22 protein-coding genes and 2 rRNA genes are annotated in these 22,095 nt (G+C 75.5%); 16 read left to right on the top strand and 8 right to left on the bottom strand.

Annotated elements, in window-relative coordinates; genetic code table 11:
- Both QSK00_RS11455 and rrf read left to right on the top strand, forming a co-directional pair.
- A 23S ribosomal RNA gene (locus QSK00_RS11455) occupies positions 1-137 on the top strand; the annotation flags it as partial.
- A 137-nt stretch (positions 138-274) separates the two neighbouring features.
- Positions 275-391, top strand: a 5S ribosomal RNA gene (rrf, locus tag QSK00_RS11450).
- Between the two features lie 339 nt (positions 392-730).
- On the opposite strand, the gene QSK00_RS11445 is transcribed toward rrf, so the two are convergent.
- Positions 731-1,426 (bottom strand): hypothetical protein, encoded by a 696-nt coding sequence (locus QSK00_RS11445; RefSeq protein ID WP_285590592.1) that lies wholly within the window; start codon positions 1,424-1,426, stop codon positions 731-733.
- A gap of 45 nt (positions 1,427-1,471) precedes the next feature.
- Here QSK00_RS11445 and QSK00_RS11440 point away from each other — a divergent pair, with 45 nt between their 5' ends.
- From QSK00_RS11440 to QSK00_RS11395, 10 genes are all read left to right on the top strand, one after another.
- On the top strand, positions 1,472-2,326 hold the full coding sequence (locus tag QSK00_RS11440; RefSeq protein ID WP_285590590.1) for a hypothetical protein: 855 nt from the start codon (positions 1,472-1,474) through the stop codon (positions 2,324-2,326).
- The gene (locus QSK00_RS11435) at positions 2,323-3,342 is read left to right on the top strand and encodes an HAD-IIA family hydrolase (RefSeq protein ID WP_285590588.1); all 1,020 of its coding nucleotides are present in this window, start codon (positions 2,323-2,325) and stop codon (positions 3,340-3,342) included. Before QSK00_RS11440 ends, QSK00_RS11435 begins: the two co-directional genes overlap by 4 nt.
- Positions 3,343-3,356: 14 nt before the next feature.
- Complete coding sequence (locus QSK00_RS11430; RefSeq protein WP_285590586.1) at positions 3,357-3,527, top strand: hypothetical protein; 171 nt, start codon at positions 3,357-3,359, stop codon at positions 3,525-3,527.
- 5 nt (positions 3,528-3,532) lie between these two features.
- Positions 3,533-4,354: a TlyA family RNA methyltransferase gene (locus QSK00_RS11425; protein ID WP_285590584.1), complete on the top strand. Its 822-nt coding sequence runs from the start codon at positions 3,533-3,535 to the stop codon at positions 4,352-4,354.
- A gap of 20 nt (positions 4,355-4,374) precedes the next feature.
- The gene (locus QSK00_RS11420; RefSeq protein WP_285590582.1) at positions 4,375-5,280 is read left to right on the top strand and encodes an NAD kinase; all 906 of its coding nucleotides are present in this window, start codon (positions 4,375-4,377) and stop codon (positions 5,278-5,280) included.
- Positions 5,281-5,379: 99 nt separating this feature from the next.
- Complete coding sequence (gene recN / locus QSK00_RS11415) at positions 5,380-7,236, top strand: DNA repair protein RecN (protein WP_285590579.1); 1,857 nt, start codon at positions 5,380-5,382, stop codon at positions 7,234-7,236.
- Between the two features lie 120 nt (positions 7,237-7,356).
- The gene (gene steA, locus QSK00_RS11410) at positions 7,357-8,568 is read left to right on the top strand and encodes a putative cytokinetic ring protein SteA (protein ID WP_285590578.1); all 1,212 of its coding nucleotides are present in this window, start codon (positions 7,357-7,359) and stop codon (positions 8,566-8,568) included.
- The gene (locus QSK00_RS11405) at positions 8,565-9,482 is read left to right on the top strand and encodes a copper transporter (protein WP_285590576.1); all 918 of its coding nucleotides are present in this window, start codon (positions 8,565-8,567) and stop codon (positions 9,480-9,482) included. Before steA ends, QSK00_RS11405 begins: the two co-directional genes overlap by 4 nt.
- Before the next feature lie 242 nt (positions 9,483-9,724).
- Positions 9,725-11,473: a CTP synthase gene (pyrG, locus tag QSK00_RS11400; protein ID WP_502872030.1), complete on the top strand. Its 1,749-nt coding sequence runs from the start codon at positions 9,725-9,727 to the stop codon at positions 11,471-11,473.
- Between the two features lie 14 nt (positions 11,474-11,487).
- Positions 11,488-12,150, top strand: coding sequence for an NUDIX domain-containing protein (locus QSK00_RS11395; RefSeq protein WP_285590575.1), 663 nt, complete (start codon positions 11,488-11,490; stop codon positions 12,148-12,150).
- Positions 12,151-12,222: 72 nt separating this feature from the next.
- Here the strand turns inward: QSK00_RS11395 and QSK00_RS11390 are convergent, their stop codons facing one another.
- Positions 12,223-13,002 (bottom strand): helix-turn-helix transcriptional regulator, encoded by a 780-nt coding sequence (locus tag QSK00_RS11390; RefSeq protein WP_285590574.1) that lies wholly within the window; start codon positions 13,000-13,002, stop codon positions 12,223-12,225.
- Positions 13,003-13,083: 81 nt separating this feature from the next.
- Between QSK00_RS11390 and QSK00_RS11385 the strand changes: the two genes are divergently transcribed.
- On the top strand, positions 13,084-13,509 hold the full coding sequence (locus QSK00_RS11385) for a pyridoxamine 5'-phosphate oxidase family protein (protein WP_285590572.1): 426 nt from the start codon (positions 13,084-13,086) through the stop codon (positions 13,507-13,509).
- A gap of 17 nt (positions 13,510-13,526) precedes the next feature.
- Positions 13,527-14,450: a site-specific tyrosine recombinase XerD gene (gene xerD / locus QSK00_RS11380; RefSeq protein ID WP_285590570.1), complete on the top strand. Its 924-nt coding sequence runs from the start codon at positions 13,527-13,529 to the stop codon at positions 14,448-14,450.
- Here xerD and QSK00_RS11375 read toward each other — a convergent pair.
- Together QSK00_RS11375 and QSK00_RS11370 are read right to left on the bottom strand one after the other, a co-directional pair.
- Positions 14,447-15,169 carry a GAF and ANTAR domain-containing protein gene (locus QSK00_RS11375; RefSeq protein ID WP_285590568.1) on the bottom strand — a complete coding sequence of 241 codons (723 nt, stop codon included), beginning with the start codon at positions 15,167-15,169 and terminating at the stop codon, positions 14,447-14,449. The two genes, xerD and QSK00_RS11375, sit on opposite strands and share 4 nt — an antisense overlap.
- A gap of 69 nt (positions 15,170-15,238) precedes the next feature.
- Positions 15,239-15,610, bottom strand: coding sequence for a hypothetical protein (locus QSK00_RS11370; RefSeq protein ID WP_285590566.1), 372 nt, complete (start codon positions 15,608-15,610; stop codon positions 15,239-15,241).
- Positions 15,611-15,774: 164 nt separating this feature from the next.
- Here QSK00_RS11370 and QSK00_RS11365 point away from each other — a divergent pair, with 164 nt between their 5' ends.
- A complete protein-coding gene (locus tag QSK00_RS11365) occupies positions 15,775-16,293 on the top strand; it encodes a hypothetical protein (RefSeq protein ID WP_285590565.1) in 519 nt (172 codons plus the stop codon).
- Here the strand turns inward: QSK00_RS11365 and QSK00_RS11360 are convergent.
- From QSK00_RS11360 to QSK00_RS11350, 3 genes are all read right to left on the bottom strand, one after another.
- Entirely contained in the window at positions 16,281-17,870 is a 1,590-nt protein-coding gene (locus tag QSK00_RS11360) for a thiamine pyrophosphate-dependent enzyme (RefSeq protein ID WP_285590654.1), read from the bottom strand. The genes QSK00_RS11365 and QSK00_RS11360 overlap by 13 nt on opposite strands.
- Positions 17,867-19,093: an MFS transporter gene (locus QSK00_RS11355; RefSeq protein ID WP_285590564.1), complete on the bottom strand. Its 1,227-nt coding sequence runs from the start codon at positions 19,091-19,093 to the stop codon at positions 17,867-17,869. Before QSK00_RS11355 ends, QSK00_RS11360 begins: the two co-directional genes overlap by 4 nt.
- Positions 19,094-19,197: 104 nt before the next feature.
- Positions 19,198-20,193 carry a YncE family protein gene (locus QSK00_RS11350; protein WP_285590562.1) on the bottom strand — a complete coding sequence of 332 codons (996 nt, stop codon included), beginning with the start codon at positions 20,191-20,193 and terminating at the stop codon, positions 19,198-19,200.
- A 107-nt stretch (positions 20,194-20,300) separates the two neighbouring features.
- Here QSK00_RS11350 and QSK00_RS11345 point away from each other — a divergent pair, with 107 nt between their 5' ends.
- Positions 20,301-21,224: a LysR family transcriptional regulator gene (locus QSK00_RS11345; RefSeq protein WP_285590560.1), complete on the top strand. Its 924-nt coding sequence runs from the start codon at positions 20,301-20,303 to the stop codon at positions 21,222-21,224.
- A 76-nt stretch (positions 21,225-21,300) separates the two neighbouring features.
- Here QSK00_RS11345 and QSK00_RS11340 read toward each other — a convergent pair whose 3' ends face one another.
- Positions 21,301-22,077, bottom strand: coding sequence for an IclR family transcriptional regulator (locus QSK00_RS11340; protein ID WP_285590558.1), 777 nt, complete (start codon positions 22,075-22,077; stop codon positions 21,301-21,303).
- Positions 22,078-22,095: the final 18 nt, after the last annotated feature.

The following is a 22,095-nucleotide window of genomic DNA, read 5'->3' as shown; positions in this document are numbered from 1 at the left end:
GAAGCCCGTTCCAAGATGAGGTCTCCCACCCCTACGAGGGTTAAGGCCCCCACCAGACCAGTGGGTTGATAGGCCAGACATGGAAGTACCGCAAGGTATGCAGTGGACTGGTACTAATAGGCCGAGGGCTTGCCCGACACACCACCAACACCCACACACCTGAGGGTCTTGCTGGTACACGGCACACACACTCAAGCAACACCGAAAACTGCTGCTCGCGTCCACACCACTTCACACCCCAACCCCCCACACACCTGTGGGGGTGGTTCGGTGTTCCGGTGGCCACAGCGGAGGGGAAACGCCCGGTCCCATCCCGAACCCGGAAGCTAAGCCCTCCAGCGCCGATGGTACTGCGACCGCCAGGTCGTGGGAGAGTAGGACACCGCCGGAACACCCAACCACCCCCACACCACGTGTGAACCCATACTTCGAGAGTGAACGGCGCGGACGCTCGTCCGCCCGCGTGACAGACACGGGGTAGGACCGAGAGGTCCTGCCCCGTTTCGTCGTGTCAGGAGGCCGATCGGTGAGCGTGGACCCGCAGGACAGCCGGGGCGACCGATCGTCGTCCGCTCCGGAGGACCGGCGCCGGCCCGAAGACTCCCGAGACGGCGGTCGTGGTCGCCCCGGCGGCGGGGACCGTCGTGGTGGTCGCCCCGACGACCGTCGCGGACGGCCGGCCCGGGCAGACGACCGGGGTCGTGGCGGACGTCCCGACGACCGCGCCCGTTCACCCCGCCCCGACCGTGCCGGAGCTCGTCAGGACCAGCCCCGTGGTCGGGACAGCGCACCCGGCCGGGACGACCGCCGCGACCGGCGACCCACCGTGGACCGCGCCCCGCAGCGCGACGACGCCCGCCGCACCGACGGCCCCCCGCGCGATCGTGAGGGGTACCGCGGACGCTCCGGCGACGGACCGGGCCAGCGCAGCTCCCGTCCGTGGGAGGACCGTCGCCGTGAAGGCGGCGACGACCGTCGTGGCGCTCCGCGCCGTGAAGGCTCGCAGACCGGGCGGAGCGAGCGCGGTCCCCGTCGTGACCACGACGGCGGCGATCGACCACGCCGCTTCGACGGTCCACGTGATGGTGCCCCGGCAGACCGGGGCGACAGCGGCCGGAGCCAGGAGGACCGTCGTTCGGCCCCCCGAGGGGACCGCCGTGACGGCCCGCCGCGTGGCGACCGCCGTGACGGCCCGCCGCGTGGTGACCGCCGTGACGGTCCCCCGCGTGGCGACCGCCGTGACGGTCCCCCGCGTGGCGACCGCCGTGACGGCCCGCCGCGGGGCGACCGGCGGCAGGGTCCGCCCCGCGACCGTGACGGACGTCCTCCGCGCGACCGCCAGGACTCCCCACGGGGCGGCGACCGTCGTCGCGGTGACGACCGCGAGCGTGCACCTCGTGCCGAGGACCGCCCGATCCGCCGCCACCAGGACGCGCAGCCGCGTCCGACCGAGCCGGCGCTGCCGGACGAGGTGACCCCGGACCTCTTGGACTTCGAGGTCCGTCGCGACCTGCGCGGCCTGCCCAAGGACCTCGCGGACAACGTCGCCCGCCACCTCGTGGCGGTGGGGGAGCTCCTCGACGACGACCCCGCGGCCGCGCTGGCGCACGCACGGTTCGCGCGGCACCGGGCGTCCCGGGTAGCCGTCGTCCGGGAGGCCTGCGGGCTCGCCGCCTACCACGCCTCCGAGTGGGCCGAGGCGCTGTCGGAACTGCGCGCCAGCCGCCGGATGGGCGGGGCGGCACACGTGGCCGTCATGGCCGACGCCGAGCGGGCCCTGGGTCGTCCGGAGCGGGCGCTCGAGATCGCCCGGAGCCCCGAGTCGGCCGACCTCCCGCGCGACGAGGCGATGGAGCTGTTGATCGTCACCTCCGGCGCGCGGCGGGACCTCGGTGAGTTCGCCGCGGCGGTGGTGGGGCTGCAGGTCCCCGAACTCGACGTGCGACGCACCGACGACCCGTGGACCACCCGGCTCTTCTACGCCTACGGCGAGGCCCTGGTCGCGGCCGGTCGACGTGAGGAGGCCGTCAAGGCGTTCCTCGACGCCGCCCAGACCGACGCCGAGGGCGAGACCGACGCCGAGGAGCGGGCCGCTCTGGTGGCGGCCGGGGTCGACACGCCCCCCGGCGAACTCGACCTCGACGAGACCGCCGACGAGACCGCCGACGAGACCGCCGACGAGACCGCCGACGAGACCGCCGACGAGACCGCCGACGAGACCGCTGACGTGCTCGGTGACGACGACGGGGCGGTCGGGTCCGCCGACGGGGACGACGGGGACGACGTGGACGACGAGGACCCGCCGCGCGGGGGCGACGAGCGGTGACGCGGCACGACGCGCTCCTGGTCGACCTCGACGGCACCGTCTACGCGGGGCCCGACCCCATCCCCGGGGCGGTCGAGGCCCTGGAGGCCGCCCGCGAGCGGGGTGCGACGGTCTCCTACGTCACGAACAACGCCTCGCGCACGCCGAAGGCCGTCGCCGGGCACCTCGCCGACCTCGGGCTCACCGTCACCGAGCAGGACGTGGTGACGAGCGCCCAGGCGGGCGCGGCGGTCCTCGCGGGCCGGCTGGAGGCCGGCGCGAAGGTGCTCGTCCTGGGCACGGACGCCCTCGCCGACGAGATCTCCCTCGTCGGGCTCACCCCCGTGCGCGCGGACGACGACGGGCCCGTCGCGGTCGTCCAGGGGCACTCGCCCGACACCGGCTGGCGCCAGCTGGCCGAGGCCACCCTCGCGCTGGCGCGTGGCGCCACGTGGGTGGCCTGCAACGTCGACCCCACGCTGCCCTCGGAACGCGGTCTCCTGCCCGGCAACGGGTCCATGGTCGCGGCGCTGCGCCACGCCAGTCGTCAGGAGCCGCAGGTGGCGGGCAAGCCGGCCGCGCCGCTGCTGCGGCAGGCAATGGAGCGGGTCGGCGCGAGCACCCCGCTGGTGGTGGGCGACCGCCTCGACACCGACATCGCCGGCGGCCACGCGGTCGAGGCCGAGTCGCTCCTCGTGCTCACCGGTGTGTCCACCGCCGCCGACCTGCTCGCGGCCTCGGCCGACCAGCGCCCCACCTACGTCGCGGCCGGGCTCGCGGCACTGTCGGACCTCGAGGCGGTCCGGGTCGGTGACGACGACGGCTGGACCGTGCAGGTCCACGACGACGGGTCGCTCGAGCTGGGCGCGCCGACGGACGCCGGCGACACCGAGGAGGACCGGGCCGCCGCCCTGCGGGCGCTGTGCACGGCGCACTGGGCGGCCGTCGGCGACGTGTCGCGGGCGCCGGCGGTCCGCGCCGCGGACGAGCTCGCCCGCCGGACGATCTCCGCCCTGGGCCTCGACTCCGCCGGGTGAGTTAGCGTGGGCACGTGGATCACGGTGCGCCGGACGACGGGCTGACGCGGCTGCGCGAGGCTGCAGCCGCCGTCGAGAACCTGGGCGACCCGGCGTCGGGAACGAGCCCCCTGGAGCACGCCGACCGGTTCGAGGCCCTGCACGAGGCCCTGACCGCCGCCCTCGCCACGGTCGACCGGAGCTGACCGGCGTGGCCCGCGCCTCGAGCCGGCGCCTGCGTCTGGACGCGGAGCTGGTGCGCCGGGGGCTCGCGCGCTCCCGGGAGCAGGCGGCCACCCTGATCGCGGAGGGGCGGGTAACCGTCGGGGGCAGCGTCGCCACGAAGCCCGCGACCGCGGTGGAGACCGCTGCCGCCGTCGTCGTGACCCCCGAGCCCGACGGCACGGTCGACGACTGGGCCAGCCGGGGCGCGCACAAGCTCCTCGGCGCCCTCGAGGCGTTCGACCTCGACCCGGCGGGGCGGCGCTGCCTCGATGCGGGGGCCTCGACGGGCGGGTTCACCGACGTCCTGCTGCGCCGCGGCGCGCGGGAGGTGGTGGCCGCCGACGTCGGGTACGGGCAGCTCGTGTGGTCGCTGCGGACCGACGACCGGGTCACGGTCCTCGACCGCACCAACGTCCGTGCCCTCACCCCGGAGCAGATCGGCGGGCGGGTCGACCTCGTCGTCGCCGACCTGTCCTTCATCTCGCTGCGACTCGTGCTCGACGCGCTCGCGGCGTGCACCGAGCCCGACGGATCGCTGCTGCCGATGGTCAAGCCGCAGTTCGAGGTCGGGAAGGACCGGCTGGGCTCGGGTGGCGTCGTGCGCGACCCCGAGCTGCGCGTCGACGCGGTGCTCGGGGTGGTGGCCGCCGCCCGGGCGCGCGGGCTGACCCTGGCCGGGGCGACGGCGAGCCCACTCCCCGGTCCGTCGGGGAACGTCGAGTACTTCCTCTGGTTGCGCCCGGGAACGGGTACGGGGGAGGAGGACGGCGCGATCGTTCGCCGCGCGGTCGAGAACGGGCCCCAGTGACCTCACCGACGGGAGATCGAGTGCGCGACGCGCTGATCGTGGTGCACACCGGACGCGACGCGACGCGCAAGGTCGCGTCCACCGTGGCGTGCCGGCTGCACCGTGCAGGGTTCGCGTTGCGGGTGATGCCCGACGAGTACTCGAGTGACGCCGGGCTCTTCGACGACCTGGAGCCGCACGAGCGGCCTTTGCGCGTCGCTCCCGACGACGACGCCGCCAACGGCGCCGAGATCGTCATCGTGCTCGGGGGGGACGGCACCCTGCTGCGGGCCGCGGAACTGGCCCGGAGCGCACGGGTCCCGCTGCTCGGGATCAACCTCGGCCACGTCGGGTTCCTCGCCGAGGCCGACCTCGACGACCTCGACGAGGTCCTCGACGCCGTCGTGAACCGGACCTACCGGGTCGAGGAGCGGATGACGATCGACGTCACCGCCAGCACCGACGGTCAGGTCCTCGGGCGCACGTGGGCCCTGAACGAGGCCATCGTCGAGAAGACGAACTGGGCGAAGCTGCTCGACGTCGTGCTCGAGGTCGACCACCGGCCGGTGTCGGAGTTCGCCTGCGACGGCGTCCTGTGCGCGACCCCGACCGGGTCCACCGCCTACGCCTACTCCGCGGGCGGGCCCGTGGTGTGGCCCGAGGTCCAGGCGATGCTGCTCGTGCCCTCGAACGCGCACGCTCTGTTCTCCCGCCCGCTCGTGGTGTCCCCGGAGTCGACGGTCGCGCTCGAGGTGTCCGGGCGCGGCGACGCCGGGGTGCTGGTCTGCGACGGGCGCCGCACGCTGGACCTGCCGCCCGGGTCGCGGGTGGAGATCGGCAAGGGACAGACGCCGGTGCTGCTGGTCCGGCTCCGCGTCCAGCCGTTCACCGACCGGCTGGTGCGCAAGTTCGGGCTGCCCGTCCAGGGCTGGCGCGGGAGCCACTGAGGCCCCGGCCACCGCCGTCCACCGACCGTTCGACCACCTGTTCGAATTCGATCGGCGTGTTCGGCCGTGGGTGTCGGACCCCGTCGTTACAGTGATCGCGTGCTCTCCGAGCTGAGAATCCAGGGCCTCGGCGTGATCGAGGACGCGACCCTGGAGCTGCATCCGGGGCTCACCGCGGTGACCGGCGAGACGGGCGCCGGCAAGACGATGGTGATCACCGGGCTGCACCTCCTGGGTGGCGGTCGCGCGGACTCCTCCCGCGTGCGACGTGGGGCGTCGCGCGCGGTGGTGGAGGGCCGCTACGTGCTGCCGGTGGCCGGCGACGACGCCGAGGTCGCCGAGGGGACCGACGACGGGCCGCGTGATGCCGCCGGCGTCGCGCGGGACGCCGGGGCGGCCCTCGACGACGACGGGTCGCTCATCGCGGCGCGCACGGTCTCCGCCGACGGGCGGTCCCGGGCGCACCTCGGCGGCCGGTCGGTGCCGCTGGCGGTGCTCACCGACGTCGCCGACGCGTCGCTCGCGGTCCACGGCCAGCACGAGGCGCTGCGGCTGCTGCGTCCGGCCGAGCAGCGGGCGGTGCTCGACCGCTTCGCCGGCGCGCCCGCCGACGAGGCGCTCGCGCGCTACCGCGACGTCCGCACCCGGTGGCGTGCCGCCGTCGCCGCGCTCGCCGAGCGCCGCGAGCGCACCCGGGAGATGGCCCGCGAGGCCGACCTCCTGCGCCACGGGCTCACCGAGATCGAGGCGCTCGACCCGCAGCCCGGGGAGGACGAGGAGCTGGTCGCCGAGGCCCGCCGCCTGGCCGACGTCGACGACCTGCGCTCGGCCGCCCTGACCGCGCTCGCCGCGGTCGCCGGGCCGCCCGAGGGGACGGGGGAGGAGCCGGACGCCACGGCACTGGTCGGGGAGGCCCGGCGGGCGCTCGCCACCGACGACCCCCGCCTCACCGCCCTCGAGCCGCGCCTGGCCGAGGCCGCCGCGCTGCTCACCGACGTGGCCGCCGAGCTCTCGACCTACCTCGACGGGCTGGAGGCCGACCCGGAGCGGCTGGCGTGGGTGCTGGAGCGGCAGGCCGCACTCAAGGGCCTCACCCGCAAGTACGCCGCCGACGTCGCCGGGGTGCTGGCCTGGGCCGACACCGCACGGGAGCGGCTCGAGACGCTCGACGTGTCCGACGAGGCGATCGCGGCGCTGGCCGCGGAGGCCGATCGGCTGGGCGCCGAGCTCGCCGGGCACGCGACGACGCTCAGCGCGGTGCGTACCGAGGCGGCCGCCCGGCTCGCGGAGGCGGTGAGCACCGAGCTCGACGGGTTGGCGATGGCCGCGGCCACCGTGACGGTGGAGGTCGGCCGCAAGGACAGCACGGGTGCCGAGGCCATCGAGCTCGACGGGCGGCGGGTCGCGGCCGGGCCCGACGGGGTCGACGAGGTGGAGCTGCTGCTCGCCCCGCACGCCGGGGCCCCGCCGCTGCCGATCGCCAAGGGCGCCTCGGGCGGCGAGCTGTCCCGGGTGATGCTGGCCGTCGAGGTCGTGCTCGCCGGGGCCGACACGGTCCCCACGCTGGTCTTCGACGAGGTCGACGCCGGCGTCGGCGGACGCGCCGCGGTGGAGATCGGGCGCCGGCTCGCGCGGCTGGCCGAGACCCACCAGGTGGTGGTCGTGACGCACCTGGCGCAGGTGGCGGCGTACGCCGACCGGCAGCTGGTGGTGGACAAGGGCTCGGTCTCCGAGGGCGTCACCCGCAGCTCCGTGCGCACCCTCGACGACTCGCAGCGCGTCGTCGAGCTGGCCCGCATGCTCGCCGGCACCGAGGAGACCGAGACCGGCCGCGCCCACGCCGAGGAACTCCTCGCGGCCGCGGCGCAGGACCGGCGCGGGGTCCCCGACCCCACGCCCATCACCCAGGGCACGACGAAGGGCGGTGGCCGGCGGCCGAAGCGGCGCGCGGGGTGAGCCGGAGGGACGCGCGGGCTCACCCGTGTGACGAGTGGGGCGCCCGGGTCGGGTGAGACCCGTGGGATGTCTCGGCGTGGCGACGTGTCCGGATCGTGATCGGCCGTCAGCATCGACCCCATGCGATGGCCTGGACGCGGGACCCGGACCCGGGCGGCGCTCCCCGGTGTGAGCGGCACGGCCCGGATCGGGCGCCGCGGATCATCGGGGGCCGACGCCGCCTACCTGCGCCGGCTCGGCCCGGGGGACGTGGCCGTCATCGACCAGGTCGACCTCGACCGCGCCACGGCGACGGCCCTGCTGGAGGCCGGCGTGGTGGGCGTCGTCAACGCCGCGCCGTCGATCTCCGGGCGCTACCCCAACCTCGGCCCGGAGATCCTGGTCGAGGCGGGCGTGGCCCTGGTCGACGACTGTGGCGCTGCGGTGTTCACCGAGCTCGTCGACGGCGCGACCGTGCGGTTGCACGACGGCGCGGTGCACGTCGGGGAGCAGGAGACGGTCCGCGGCTTCGGTCAGGACCGGGACACCGTCGCCGACCTCCTGGAGGAGGCCCGCGGCGGCATGGCGGCCCAGCTCGAGGCGTTCTCGGCGAACACCAGCGAGTTCCTGGGTCGCGAGCGGGCCCTGCTCGTCGACGGTGTCGGCGTCCCGGCGATCACGACGTCGATGCGCGACAAGCAGGTCGTCGTGGTCGCGGGCGGACCCGGGACCGCCGAGGAGGTCCGCGCCCTCACCGGCTTCATCCGCGAGTACAAGCCGGTCCTCGTCGGCGTCGGGGACGGCGCCGACGCGCTGCGCGAGGCCGGGCACACCCCGGCGGTCGTGCTCGGCACCGTCGCCGAGCTCGACCCGGCGACCGCACGCAAGGCCCGCGACGTCGTCGTGCCCGCCGACCCCGACGGCTTCGTCGCCGGACTCGCCCGGATGCAGGACATGGGCGTCGACCCGGTCGCGTTCCCGTCGTCGGCCAACCCCGAGGACATGGCGCTGCTGCTCGCGCACGCCCACGGCGCGGCCCTCGTCGTCGCCGTCGGGTTCGACGCGAGCCTCGGCGGCTTCCTCGACCGCGGCCGCTCCGGCTCGATCCCCTCGACCTTCCTGACGCGGCTGCGGCTCGGCCCGACGCTCGTCGACGCGCCCGCCGTGCTCGCGCTCTACCGCAGCCGGGTCTCGATCTGGACGCTGGTGATGCTGGTCGTCGCCGTGCTCGCGACCGCGGTGGTGGCCGCCCTCGCGCTGGGCGCCGGGCCCTCGCTGCTGCTCCTGCTGCAGACCGGCGGCCGCGCGGCCCTCGACTGGGGCACGACCGTGGTCCGGAGCGTCGTCGGATGATCTCCTTTCGCTACCACATCGTGTCGCTGTGCGCGGTGGTCCTCGCGCTGGCGCTCGGCGTCGTGCTCGGCGCGTCGTCGCTCTCCCAGACGATGCTCGGGGCGCTGTCCTCCGACCGCGCCGACCTCTCCGGGCAGGTCGGCACCCTCACCGCCGAGCGCGACACCGCCCGCGCCCAGCAGGACGCGGCCGACCGGGTCCTCGCCGGGACCGCACCGGTCCTCGTCGGGGGCGCCCTGAAGGACCGCACCGTGGTGCTCGTCGCCGCGCCGGACGCCGAGCGGGCCGACCTCGACGCGCTCACCGGGCTGGTCGGCCAGGCCGGCGGGCGGGTGACCGGGACCCTGTCCCTCACCGACGCGATGCTCGCCCCCGACCGTGCCGACGCCCTGCGCGGACTGGTCACCCGGGTGCTCCCGGCCGGGGTGCAACTGCCGTCCACCACCGACGTCGGCACCCTCACGGGGTCGCTGCTCGGTTCGCTCGTCACCGTCGGGCGCGGCCCGTCGAGCTCGCCCTCCGAGGTGGGCACGGCCTTCACCGCGCTCGCCGACGGCGGCTTCCTCGCTCCGGGGGCCGCTCCCGCACCGGCCCAGCTCGCCCTCGTCGTGGGCGGGACCCCTGCACCCACGCCCGACGCCGCGGGTCGCGCCACGACGCTCGCGCACCTCGCGGCCGGGGTGCACGCGGGCGGTGCCGGGACCGTGCTCGCGGCCCGCTCCGCGGACGGCGCCGTCGCGGCGGTCCGCACGGACCCGGCGCTGCGCGGCGTCTCGACCGTCGACGGGGTCGGCGCCACGGCGGGTCGCCTCGCCGCCGTGCTGGCCACGGGTGAGCAGTCGGCCGGTCGGTCGGGCGCCTACGGCTCCGCGCCCGGCGTCGCGCCGCTGCCGCAGCGGACGCCCGTCGCCTGAGCGACTCCCCGACCCGCTCCCGCACGGCCCCTCGCGCTCGCGACGGCGAGGGTCACGTGGGGCAGGTTCCGCGGTCGGTGGGCCTGTCTGACGTGCATCTCGCGTCACGGGCAGGTCGAGGTGGGCCGTCCGCTCGGGTCCGCGCTGGTCACCCGGTCGGCGGTGTTAGGCTGAGGTCCCGTGGACCGGTGCCCGAACGCCCGAATCTCCCGGACCTTCCCCCGCTCGACCGGGGGGAACTGATGCAACAGCCACGGACCACGAAGCACGTCTTCGTCACCGGTGGAGTGGCCTCCTCCCTCGGCAAGGGTCTGACGGCGTCCAGCCTCGGCCAGCTGCTCACCAGCCGCGGTCTGCGGGTGACGATGCAGAAGCTCGACCCGTACCTCAACGTCGACCCCGGGACGATGAACCCGTTCCAGCACGGCGAGGTCTTCGTGACCGAGGACGGCGCCGAGACCGACCTCGACATCGGACACTACGAGCGCTTCCTCGACCGGGACCTGTCGGCGCGGGCGAACGTCACGACGGGCCAGGTGTACTCCGAGGTCATCGCCAAGGAACGGCGCGGCGAGTACCTCGGCGACACGGTGCAGGTCATCCCGCACATCACCGACGAGATCAAGTCGCGGGTGCTGGCGATGCGCGAGGCGCCCGACGGGACCGCGCCCGACGTCGTCATCACCGAGATCGGTGGCACGGTCGGTGACATCGAGTCGCTCCCGTTCCTCGAGGCCGCGCGCCAGCTGCGCCACGAGGTCGGGCGGGACAACTGCTTCTTCCTGCACGTCAGCCTCGTGCCGTTCCTCGCGCCGAGCGGCGAGCTGAAGACGAAGCCGACGCAGCACTCGGTCGCCGCCCTGCGCAACATCGGTATCCAGCCCGACGGGCTCGTGCTGCGCGCCGACCGGCACATCCCCGAGGAGATGACCCGCAAGATCTCGCTGATGTGCGACGTCGACGAGGACGGCGTCGTCGCCTGCCCGGACGCGCCGTCGATCTACGACATCCCCAAGGTGCTGCACTCCGAGGGCCTCGACGCCTACGTGGTGCGCCGGCTCGGGCTGCCGTTCCGCGACGTGGACTGGACCGTGTGGGGCGACCTGCTCGACCGCGTCCACCAGCCGACCGAGCGGGTCACGATCGCGATCGTCGGCAAGTACGTCGACCTCCCCGACGCCTACCTCTCGGTCACCGAGGCCGTGCGCGCCGGCGCGTTCGCCCACCGCGCGAAGGTCGACATCCGCTGGGTGCCCAGCGACGAGTGCCAGACCGCCGCCGGCGCGGAGAAGGCCCTCGCGGACGTCCACGGGGTGCTCGTGCCGGGCGGGTTCGGCGTGCGCGGCATCGAGGGCAAGATCGGCGCCCTCGACCACGCCCGCCGCCACGGCGTCCCCGCGCTGGGGCTCTGCCTCGGCCTGCAGTGCATGGTCATCCACGCCGCCCGGGCGCTCGCCGGGATCGAGGACGCCAACTCGGCCGAGTTCGACCCCGCCACCCCGAACCCCGTCATCTCGACGATGGCCGACCAGACCGACGTCGTCTCCGGCGAACGCGACATGGGCGGCACGATGCGCCTCGGCGCCTACCCCGCCGTCCTCGCCCCCGACACGATCACGCGGGCGGCCTACGGCAGCGGCAAGGTCTCCGAGCGGCACCGCCACCGCTACGAGGTCAACAACGCCTACCGCGACCGCCTCGCCGAGGCCGGCCTCGTGTTCTCCGGGACCTCGCCCGAGGGCACGCTCGTGGAGTTCGTCGAGCTGCCGCGCGCGGTGCACCCGTTCTTCGTCGGGACGCAGGCCCACCCCGAGCTGAAGTCCCGGCCCACCCGGGCCCACCCGCTGTTCGCCGCCTTCGTCGCCGCCGCGCTGCGCCACGACGCGTCGTCGCGGCTCTTCCGCAACGACGGCAGCGAGCACACCGACCTCGAGGGGGACGACCCGGTCGACGCCGAGGCCGCGCGCCTGTCCGAGGCCGGCGTCCCGTGAGCCCACGAGAGCCGGTGACCCCCGCGTCCCTGCGCGACCCGCACGACGGCCACCCGCCGCACTCCTTCGACGTCGTCGACTCCGACACCCTCTACGAGGGCGCGATCTTCGCCCTGCGCGGCGACCAGGTCCGCATGCCCGGCGGACGCATCGCGACGCGGGAGAAGGTCGAGCACTACGGGGCGGTCGCCATCGCCGCGCTCGACGACTCCGACCGCCTCGTCATGATCTACCAGTACCGGCCCGCCATCGGCCGGCGCATCTGGGAGATGCCGGCGGGCCTGCTCGACGGCGGGTCCGGCGAGGCCCCCGTCGAGGCCGCGCAGCGGGAGCTGGTCGAGGAGGTCGGGATCGAGGCCGACGACTGGTCGACGCTGGTCGACGTCGTCGGCTGCCCCGGGTTCGCCGACGAGTCGGTGCGCGTCTTCCTCGCGCGAGGCCTGCGGGAGGTCGAGCGGCCCGAGGCCGGGGACGACGAGGAGGCCGACCTGGTGATCCGCCGGGTGCCGCTCGACGACCTCGTGGCCGGCGCCATGTCCGGCGACCTCGTCAACGGTCCTTGCATCGCCGGGGTGTTCGCCGCGGTCGAGGTGGTCGCCGGACGATTTCACCCCCGCCCCGTCGACGCGCCCTGGATCGACCGGCCCACCGAGTACGCCGAGCGCAAGCAGGGCTGACCCCGCGGCGGCGAGATGTCGTCCATGCGGCTCCCGACGCCCACCGGGACCGATCGGTGACGTCTCGACCCGTCAGGACGCGCGGACCTCGCTGGGTGCGAGCCCGCGGTGGCGCCGGAACGCCGTCGAGAAGCTGAACGGGTTGGCGTAGCCGACGCGGCGGGCGACGGCGGCGACGGTGACGTCGGGTTCGGTGAGCAGGGCGTGCTCGGCGAGGGCGAGCCGGTGCTCGCGCACGTAGGCCAGCGGCGAGGTCCCGACGACGTCGGTGAACCGGCGAGCGAAGGCCGCCCGGCCCACCCCGGCGTGGTCGGCGAGGATCGCCACCGTCCAGGAGCCGGCCGGGTCGGCGTGCACCGCCGCGAGCGCCCGCGCCACCCCGGCGTCGGCGACCTCCCCGGATCCCCGCGCGACGAGGACGTCCCGGACGGTCTCCACGACGAGCCAGTCCAGCAGGCGGGCGGACACGACGTCGGAGGCGGAGTCGGGGGAGCCCGCCGGGACCTGGTCGGCGACCCGCTCGATCAGCAGCCGGCAGAACTCCGAGTCCGCCGGGGCGAGCACCTCGTCGGGCAGCGCGAGCAGCCGCGGGGCGGCGCCCTGCAGCGCGAACCGGGCGACCACCACCGTCGTGGGCCCCTCCGTGACCACCGGCACCGTCCCGCCGTCCTGCAGGAGCAGCGCGTCGCCGGGACCGAGATCCGTCCCGCGCAGCCGCATCCGGCCGCGCGCGACGGCGAGGAGGCTCCGGCGGCGGCCGGTGGCCAGCGTCGCCCGCCCGGACGGTTCCTCGACGACGAGCTCCGGATCAACGACCCGGATCGCGCCGAGCAGTCCCTCCACCGCGCCCACGAGCCGGAGGGTAGACGCCGGCGAAGATGCCGGGGAGGCACGGACATGGGCAGGGGCACGCCGCGCGGACAGGGTGGGGACATGACGATCACCGCCGCCGACCGCGACCTGCTCGACCGCCCCCTCTTCGGACTGCTCACGATCCCGCCCGGACCGGATCGCCTCCCCGCGCCGCGGCCGGTCTGGTTCGAGGTGACCCCCGACGGCGCCCTGCAGCTGTTCTCCCTGGCCGACGCGCTCAAGGTCCGGCGGCTCACCGCGGAGCCGCGGGCGGCCTTCGTCGTGGTCGCCCCCGCCGACGAGCCGGAGCGCTGGGTGTCGGTCGAGGCCGACGTGACCGTCCACGCCGACGGGGCGAGCGAGCTGGCCCGTCGGCTCGCCGACCGCTACTGGGCCGACCCCGCCACCGAGGAGCACCGCGAGCTGCTGGCGACGTTCGCCGACCCCGCGAGCGTGCGCCGGATCGTGCTGCACCCGCGGCGGGTCACCCGGGGGCCCGCGGTCTGACCAGGTAGAACGGGGGAGTGGCGCACCCAGCGGACGTCGTGGGCACCTACCTCGACCACCTCGACGTCGAGCGCGGCATGTCGGTGCACACCCTCTCCAACTACCGCCGTGACCTCGACCGCTACCTCGCCCACCTCGAGCGGGCGGGGCGCACCGACCTCGCCGCGGTGACCGCACCCGACGTCGGGAACTTCCTGGTGGCGCTGCGGACGGGGGAGGACGGGCACCGGCCGCTGGCGACGGCGAGCGCGTCGCGGGCCGTGGTCGCCGTGCGGGGACTGCACCGCTTCGCGTTGGCGGAGGGGGAGGTCACCCGGGACGTGGCGGCGGACGTCCACCCGCCGGCTCCACCACGCAAGCTGCCGAAGGCGCTCGACGTGGACACCGTGACCCGGCTGCTGGAGGCGCCGTCCGCGGAGGACCCACGCGGGGTGCGGGACCGGGCGCTGCTCGAGCTGCTCTACTCGACGGGCGCGCGGATCAGCGAGGTGGTGGGCCTCGACGTCGACGACGTGGACGCCGAGCAGCGCACCGTCGTGCTGACCGGCAAGGGCGGCAAGCAGCGACTGGTCCCCGTCGGCCGTCCGGCGCTGGCCGCGCTGGAGGCCTACCGGGTGCGGTCGCGGCCGGGCTTCGCGACACGTGGCCGCGGGACGCCGGCGCTGTTCCTGAACGCGCGGGGGGCGCGGCTCTCGCGGCAGAGCGCGTGGAACGTGCTCCGCGAGACGGCCGAGTTCGCGGGGATCACGGCGGAGATCTCACCGCACACGCTGCGGCACTCCTTCGCCACCCACCTGCTCGACGGCGGGGCCGACCTGCGTGTCGTGCAGGAGCTGCTGGGCCACGCGTCGGTGACGACGACGCAGATCTACACGATGGTCACCGTCGACCGCCTGCGCGAGGTCTACGCGACCTCGCACCCCCGGGCGCGGACCGCCTAGGACCGCGCCGAGGGAGTGTGTTCCCCGGTCAGCCACGCAGCGACGTCGCGGAGCTTGATGTTGGACTGCTGCGAGGCCTCGACCAGCATCTGGAAGGCCCGGTCGCCGTCCACCCCGTGCCGTTCCATGAGGATGCCCTTGGCCTGGCCGATCTGGTCGCGGTTCGCGAGCGCGATGTCGAGGCCCTCGGCCCGGCTCGCCCCGTAGAGGGCGATCGCGGCCTGGAGCGCGAAGACCTCGAGGGTGACGCGACCGGCCTCGGAGAACGCCCCGGGGGTGAAGGAGTACAGGTTGAGCGAGCCGACCGGCGCGTCCGGCGGGCCCATCGCGTAGGACAGCATCGCGCGCACCCCGGCCGCCCGGGCCCGTGGACGCCACCGGGGCCAGCGGGTCTCGTCGTCGAGGTCGATCGCCTCGACGTGGGTCGGCTCGTCGCGGTGGCCGGCGTCCACGCACGGGCCCTCACCGAGCTCGGCCTGCGCGGCGTCGAGGTCGGCGACCCAGTCCGCCGACGGGGCCCGGCCCACGACCTCGCCGCGGTCGGTCTGGGTGATGCCACCGCCGTCGGCGCCCGACACCCGGGACGCGGCGACCTCCACGATGCGCGTGAGGACCTCCTCCGTGGTGCCCAGCCCCTGGTCCGGGCTGGGCGCGCGGAGCACCGTCGCGGCGGCGTGGCTCAGCGCGTCGGACAGGGCGGCGACCTCGTGCTCGTCCATCTCTCCTCGGTCTGGTGAACGGTGCCGGTGGTCGTCGGAGCCTAGGAGATGCGTGACCGGGACCGCGGGTCAGCGCCCGTCGTCGGGATGGCGCACGAGCACCGAGGCGCGTTGGCGGGTGACGCCGAAGAGCCGGGCGATCTCGTTGATGCTCATGCCCGCCGCGTGCAGCGCCTCCGCCTCCCGCCGCCGCCACCGCCCGCCGACGGTGTTGAGCGACTCGAGTGCCCCCGAGATGCGCTCGACGATGAGCGGCGGCTCCTCGGCGCGCACCGCCGTGACCCAGTCCGTCCCACGCACCCGCATGCGCTGGAGATCCTCGGCCCGGTCGCGGGCCGCGTGCAGGCTCTCGATGCAGGTGCCGAGCTCGGCCACGAGCGCGTCGAGCGCGTCGTCGACCTCGTCGGCCGGCCCGTTCTCTCGAGCCGTCTCCTCGGACACGTGGGTCTCCTCCCGTGGTGGCGGGCCTGACAATACCTATTGCGGGCAACACTTGTTGCGACGCCGATGGTGTGTCATCTTATTGGGAGCAATCTCTGTTGGGCAGGAGCAGGGGTTGAGTCGTACGAGTGATGAGCCCACGAGTCGGCTCGGATCGGACCCCGATGACGACGCTCTCCGCAGCCGTCGACCTCCCCGTCGGGGAGTACACGGTGCGCGACGCCCGGATGCTCGCGCTGGGCATCGCCGACAGCTGGGACAGCGCCGCGTCCCGCGTCGACCTCGCGCTGCTCCTCGACGACCTGACCGCCGAGGTGGTCGCCCACGCCGGCGGCGAGAACGACCTCCGCCTGGAACTGACCCTCCACCAGGAGCTGCTGCGCGTGTCCATGTCCGACGGGAGCGCCGTCCGTCCGGTCGTGACCGACCTTCGTGCCGGGCGCGGACCCCTGAGCCTGCTCGCCGTCCTCGCCCACCGCTGGGGGCACGAGCCACACCAGGGCGGTCACCGCATCTGGTTCGAGCTCAACGCCGAGCCCGTCCCGCTCGACCACGACGTGCTCGACCCGGAGGTCCTGGCGCGCGTCCGCCGTCTGCTCGGGTCACCGCGCGGCCCGCTCACGCAGCGCCTGCGCGGCCGGGCCGCCCGATGGATCGCCCGCGTCCCGGGTCAGGGGAGCTGACGGAGGTCGCAGGCCACCACGAGTGGCGTCCGGCGGGCGGCCAGGCCGGGGACGACCTCGTCGAGCAGGTCCTCGAGCTCGGCGACCGTGGCGACCCGGCGTGCCGGGCACCCGAGCGCGGTCGCGAGTCCCGCCACGTCCACCTCGCCGAACCCGGGCCAGGGCGCCTTCCCGCCCGCGTCCGCGGCGAGGCGGTCCATGATCGCGTAGCGGCCGTTGTCGAGGACGACGACGAGCACGCCGACCCCGTAGTGCGCCGCCGTCCAGAGTGCCTGGACCCCGTACAGCGTCGACCCGTCGCCGACGAGCGCCACCACCGGACGGTCCGGAGCGCCCATCCGCACCCCGATCGAGGCCGGGACCCCGAACCCGAGCCCGCCCTGGGCCGCGGAGAGGAACCCGAGCGGGGCCCGCGCGGGGACCAGCCGGTGCAGGTCCGGGCGCGAGGACGGCGTCTCCTCCACGACGACGGCGTCGGCCGGAAGCCGGGCGGCGAGGGCGGTGAAGACGGTCGGCGCGTCGAGCACCTGTGCGTGAGGGGAACCCTCGGGCGCTCTGATGGCACGAGGGTTCCCCTCACGCGGGGGGAGGGCGGCGGGGAGGGCCGCGGTCAGCGCGGTGACCGTGGCCGCCGGGTCGGCGAGGACGGCGAGGTCGGCGCGGCTGTGGTGGACGTCCTCGGCGTCGTCGGAGACCAGCAGGACGGTCGTACCCGGGTCGACCAGCTCGCCGGGGGAGTACTGGTACTGCCGGAACACCGGAGCGCCGACGACGAGCACGAGGTCGTGCGGCGCGAGGACGGCCCGCAGGGCGGCGCGTTCCGGGGGGAGGTGCCCGGCGAAGAGCCGGTGGTCCTGCGGGAACCCGGCGCGGGCGGCGAACGCCTCCTGGTGGACGGGGAGGTCGAGGTGTTCGGCCAGGGCCGTCAGGGCCGTCCAGGCGGCCGGGGAGTCGGCGTCGGCCCCCACCACGAGGACCGGCGACGTCGCGGCGGCGAGCCGGGTCGCGAGCTCCCGCACCGACCCGTCGTCGGGACGGAGACCTCGGCGCACGACGGCAGGGGAGGGGAGGGCGCGGGGGTCGGCCGCGGCGGCCCAGTCGTCGCTGGGGACGGTCACGACGGCGGGTCCGCGGCCCGAGACGGCCTCGTGGAACGCGCGGTCGACCGCGCCCGGCACGTCCTGCGGCCGGGCGGGCGCCGACCACCACACGGGGTAGGAGCCCGCCAGCCCTTCGAGGTCGCCGGCCAGGAAGGGCCGCGACGCCACGTGGCGGCGGTCCTGCTGCCCGACCACGACGACGAGCGGGGTCCGGTTGACGCGCGCGGTCGCGAGGGCGCCGACCGCGTTGCCCAGGCCGGCGGTCGTGTGGAGGACGACGAGGGCGGGGCGGTCGGTGGCGGTGGCGTAGCCGGTGGCCAGCCCGACGACCGAGCCCTCGTGCAGCGCGAGCACGAAGTCGAGGTCGTCGGGCAGGTCGGTGAGCAGCGTGATCTCGGTCGACCCGGGGTTGGCGAAGATCCGGTCGAGACCGCGGCGACGCAGGACGTCGAACGTGGCCTCGCGGACCGTGCTCAGGACGCGGTCCGATCCCGCTCGACGACGGTCGCGGCCAGGTCCTCCGCGGGCTCCGTGCGGCGGACGAGGACGACCGCGACGGCACCGAGCGCGGCGACCAGCGCGAAGAAGTAGAAGCCCCAGGGGTAGGCGACCCCACCGGCGACCAGCGCCCCCGTGAACGCGGGACCGGAGATCGCGCCGAGGCGGCCCACTCCGCTCGCCGAGCCGAGGGCGGTGCCGCGGGCGGCGGCCGGGTAGATGCGCCCGACCCAGCTGTAGACCAGGACCTGCGAGGAGAACACGAAGATGCCGGCGAGCAGGATCGCGACGTAGACCGTGGCGCCGGGCAGCCGGACGGAGAGCAGGGCGAGGAAGACGGCGGCGACGGCGAACCAGGTGATCGTGGCGGGGCGGACGCCGATGCGGTCGGCGACGCGGCCACCGATGAGCAGGCCGATCACGGCGCCCACGTTGAGGGCGAGCAGCTGGAAGAGCGCCTGGGTCAGCTCGTAGCCGGCGAGCCGCATGATCTCGGGCAGCCAGGTGTTCAGCCCGTACACGAGCAGCAGCCCCATGAACGACGCGACCCAGAAGGCGACGGTGGCCACGCCGTACCCGCTGCGGAAGAGGTCGCCCACCGGGTTCTTCCGGGCCCCGGCCGCGCGGGCCACCGGGGCGGCGTCCGCGGGCAGCGACCGGGACATCAGCGGTACGAGCACGAGCGCGGGCAGCGCGCCGACGACGAACATGAACTGCCAGCCGAGGCTCGACACCAGCAGCGCGCCGAGCAGCGACGCGGCGACCGCACCCGCGTGGTAGCCGGTCATGAGGACCGTCGTCGCGGTGTTGCCGCGGCGCGGGGGCGCGTGCTCGGCGGTCATCGCGAGGGCGACGGGCAGGACGCCGCCCAGGGGGACGCCGGCGAGGAAGCGCAGGACGGCCAGGATCCCGGCGTCCGGGGCGAGGGCGCACGCCGCCCCGAGCAGCGAGAACGCCACCACGCACACGATCAGCGTGCGACGGCGCCCCCACACGTCCGCGACCGGACCGACGGCGAGCGCGCCGACCATGACGCCGAGCAGGCCGACGGTGGCCACCGTCGTCGCGCTCGCGGCGCTCAGGGCGAACACCGGGTCGCGGCGCAGGACCGGGATGACGACACCGAGGACGACCAGGTCGTACCCCTCGAGCGCCACCGCCGACCAGGCGAGCCACCGGACCCCTGTCGAAGACGTGCTCATCACTGCCACCTTCCTCCCGCGACGTCCCTGTCGCGGCGTGGGCGGAGTATGGGCGGGATCGCCGGATCGGGTCACCGGCTCCTCTCACTGGGCGGAAGATCGGGCTACGGGGCGGGGACGTAGGCGAGCCCGTGGGCGCCCTGGACGCCCGGGCCGCGGACGTCGAGGGTGTCGAGGGCGACCGGGCGGGTCGGGTCGGCGAGGTCGACGACCGTGACCGTGCCCCCGAACACCGCGGCGACGTAGGCCCGGTCGCCGTCGGGGCTCGAGGTGATCGTCAGCGGGCCCTGCCCGACCTCGACCCCGACGGCGGACGCGTCGACGTCGGCCCAGACCGACAGGCGCCCGACGGGGTCGTCGGGCCGCATCTCGCCGGCGAGCAGGACGCCGCGGGACGTCCAGTGCACGGGGACGGTCCGGTCCCGCGTCGGCAGGGTCGCGACGATGTCGTGGCTCGCCGGGTCGACGAGCCGGACCCCGGGCGCGCCGTCGCCCTCGTGGTGCGGCCCGGCGACCGCGACGGGCCCGCCGCCGGGGTGGACCGCGATGCCCTCGCTGCCGGGCACCGTGATCGTGTCGACGACCTCGCCGGTCACGAGGTCGACGGCCGTGACGAAGGGGGCCTCCTTGTTGGCCGCGTACCCGTGGCGGCCGGCCGGGTCGACGGCGAACCAGTGCGGTCCGGGCGCGAGAGTGTCGATGCGGCGCAGGACGGTGCGGGTCGTGGTGTCGACGACGACGGCGCCGCCCGGTCCCGCGGGCCCGGCCTCGACCGACACGTAGAGCAGGCGCCGGACCGGGTCGAGCGCGAGGCCGTGCGGCCCGTTCTCGGGGGCGAGGTCGAGGACGTCGACGATCTCGCCGGCGTCGGGGTCGAGGACGACGACCCGGCTGTCGTGCCCGTGGTGGGCGCCGTACTGGCCGCCGACGTAGGGGACGGAGCAGTAGACGACGCGGTGCTCGGCGTCGAAGCAGAGCTCGTGCGGCTCGGCGGGGACGCCGAGCACCCGACGGACGGTGTGGTCGACGGCGTCGACGAGGGTGACGGAGCAGCCGGTCTGGCTGACGACGGCGAGCTGGTCTCCGGGCTGCGGGGACATGGGGTGGCTCCTCGGGGTGCTGGTGTCCGACGAGGACCACCGTGCGTCCGGGGCTAGTGTTGCCACAACGGGAACCTCGGCAACGAATCCTTGCCCGGAACGGAATGATGCTGGTGGAAGCCTCGGCGATCGACGCGAACCTGGTGATCGCACTCGACGCGCTGCTCGGCGAGCAGAGCGTCACGCGAGCGGCAGCCCGCCTGCAGACGTCGCCCGCGGCGATGAGTCGCACCCTCGGGCGGCTCCGGCGGCTGCTCGGCGACCCGCTGCTGGTGCGGGCCGGGCAGGCGATGGTGCCGACGCCGCGGGCCGAGGAGCTCCGCGACGAGGCGGCCGAGCTGGTCCGCCGCTGCGGCGCCCTGCTGTCCCCGGGCGGCGACGTCGACCCCGGGGTGCTGCGGCGGACCTTCACGCTGCAGGCCGCCGACGTGGTGGCGGCCCTGCTCGCGCCGCGGCTGTTGGGGCTCGTGGCCCGCGAGGCGCCGGGCGTGACGGTGCGGTTCCTCGCCGAGGAGCTCGAGGGCGGTCCCGCCCTGCGCGACGGGCGGATCGACCTCGAGGTCGGCGCCCTCGACCACGTCGACCCCGAGACCCGCACCGAGGAGGTGGCCACGCTGCGGATGGCGGCCGGCGTGCGTGCCGGGCACGCCCTGCTCCGCGGCACCCCGACGCCCGCGCGGTTCGCCGCCGCGGACCACGTCGCCGTGAGCCGCCGGGGTCGCCTGACCGGTCCGATCGACACCGCGCTCGCCGAGCACGACCTCCGGCGGCGGGTCGCGGCCGTCCTGCCGTCGCACCTGCCCGCCATGACGCTGGCCGCGGCGACCGACCTGGTCTGCCTCGTGCCCGTGGGCCCGCCCGACGCGCCGCCGACCCCGCTGGCCGAGGTGGCCGCGCGCCTCGGGCTGGAGCTCGTCGAGGTGCCGCTGCCGCTGCCTCCGGTGGTGATCGGCATGGCGTGGCACCCGCGCCACGCCGCGGACGGCGGGCACGCGTGGCTCAGGTCGGCGGTCCGCCGGGCGCTCGCCTGACGGGCCGGGGCGTCAGCGGTGGCACACGGTGCTCGTCCCGTGTCAGCGGTGGGCCACGGCTGACGCCAGGGCCCGCTCACCGTGGCGGGCGCGACCCCAGGTTCCGCGACGCCGTGGCGGCCGCGACCTTGACCGCGGGCACGTACGGCGGGAGCGCGGCGCCGACCGGCACCACGACCCCGAGCGCGGCGACCACGGTGCCGTCGGCGCCGACGACGGGAGCGGCGACCGAGGCGGTGCCCTCGGTCATCTCCTCGCGGGACAGGCAGTGACCGGAGCGCCGGATCCCGTCGAGCGCGGCGCGCAGGGCGGCCGGGTCGGTGATCGTGCCGGGTGCGAGCCGCGGCAGACCCCGCGCGATGAGCTCCTCCACGAACGCCGCCGGGGCGTGGGCGAGCAGCACCTTCCCCGGCCCGCTGGCGTGCAGCGGCATGTCGCGCCCGACGCGGGAGCGCACCGTCAGCTCCTCGCGGCCCGGGAGGCGCTCGACGAACAGCGCGCGGTACCCGTCGCGCACCACCAGGTGCACGACGTGGCCGGTCACCGCCGCGAGGTCCTGCATCGGGGCGAGGGCGGCCTCCCGCAGGGTGCGGGCGGCCGGCGCCAGGGCGCCGATCCGCCACAGTCGCAGCCCGATCCGGTAGCGGCCGCGTCCCACGCGCTCCAGGGCACCCCACCCGACCAGTTCGGCGACGATCCGGTGCGCCGTGGCCGGGGGAAGGCCCGTGAGGGTGACCAGGTCGGAGAGGGTGAGCTCCGGCGAGGCGTCGGTGAACGCTCCGAGCACGCCCAGCGCACGGCCGAGGACGGAGCGTGGTGCTCCGTCCTCGGCGACGTCGGCAGCCGGAGACATGGCATCCCGGGTCCCCCG

The sequence above is a fragment of the Actinomycetospora sp. NBRC 106378 genome (assembly GCF_030269685.1).
Lineage (GTDB): Bacteria > Actinomycetota > Actinomycetes > Mycobacteriales > Pseudonocardiaceae > Actinomycetospora.
Note: the sequence above shows the minus strand (reverse complement) of the source record. Positions and strands in the feature narration are given on the sequence as shown.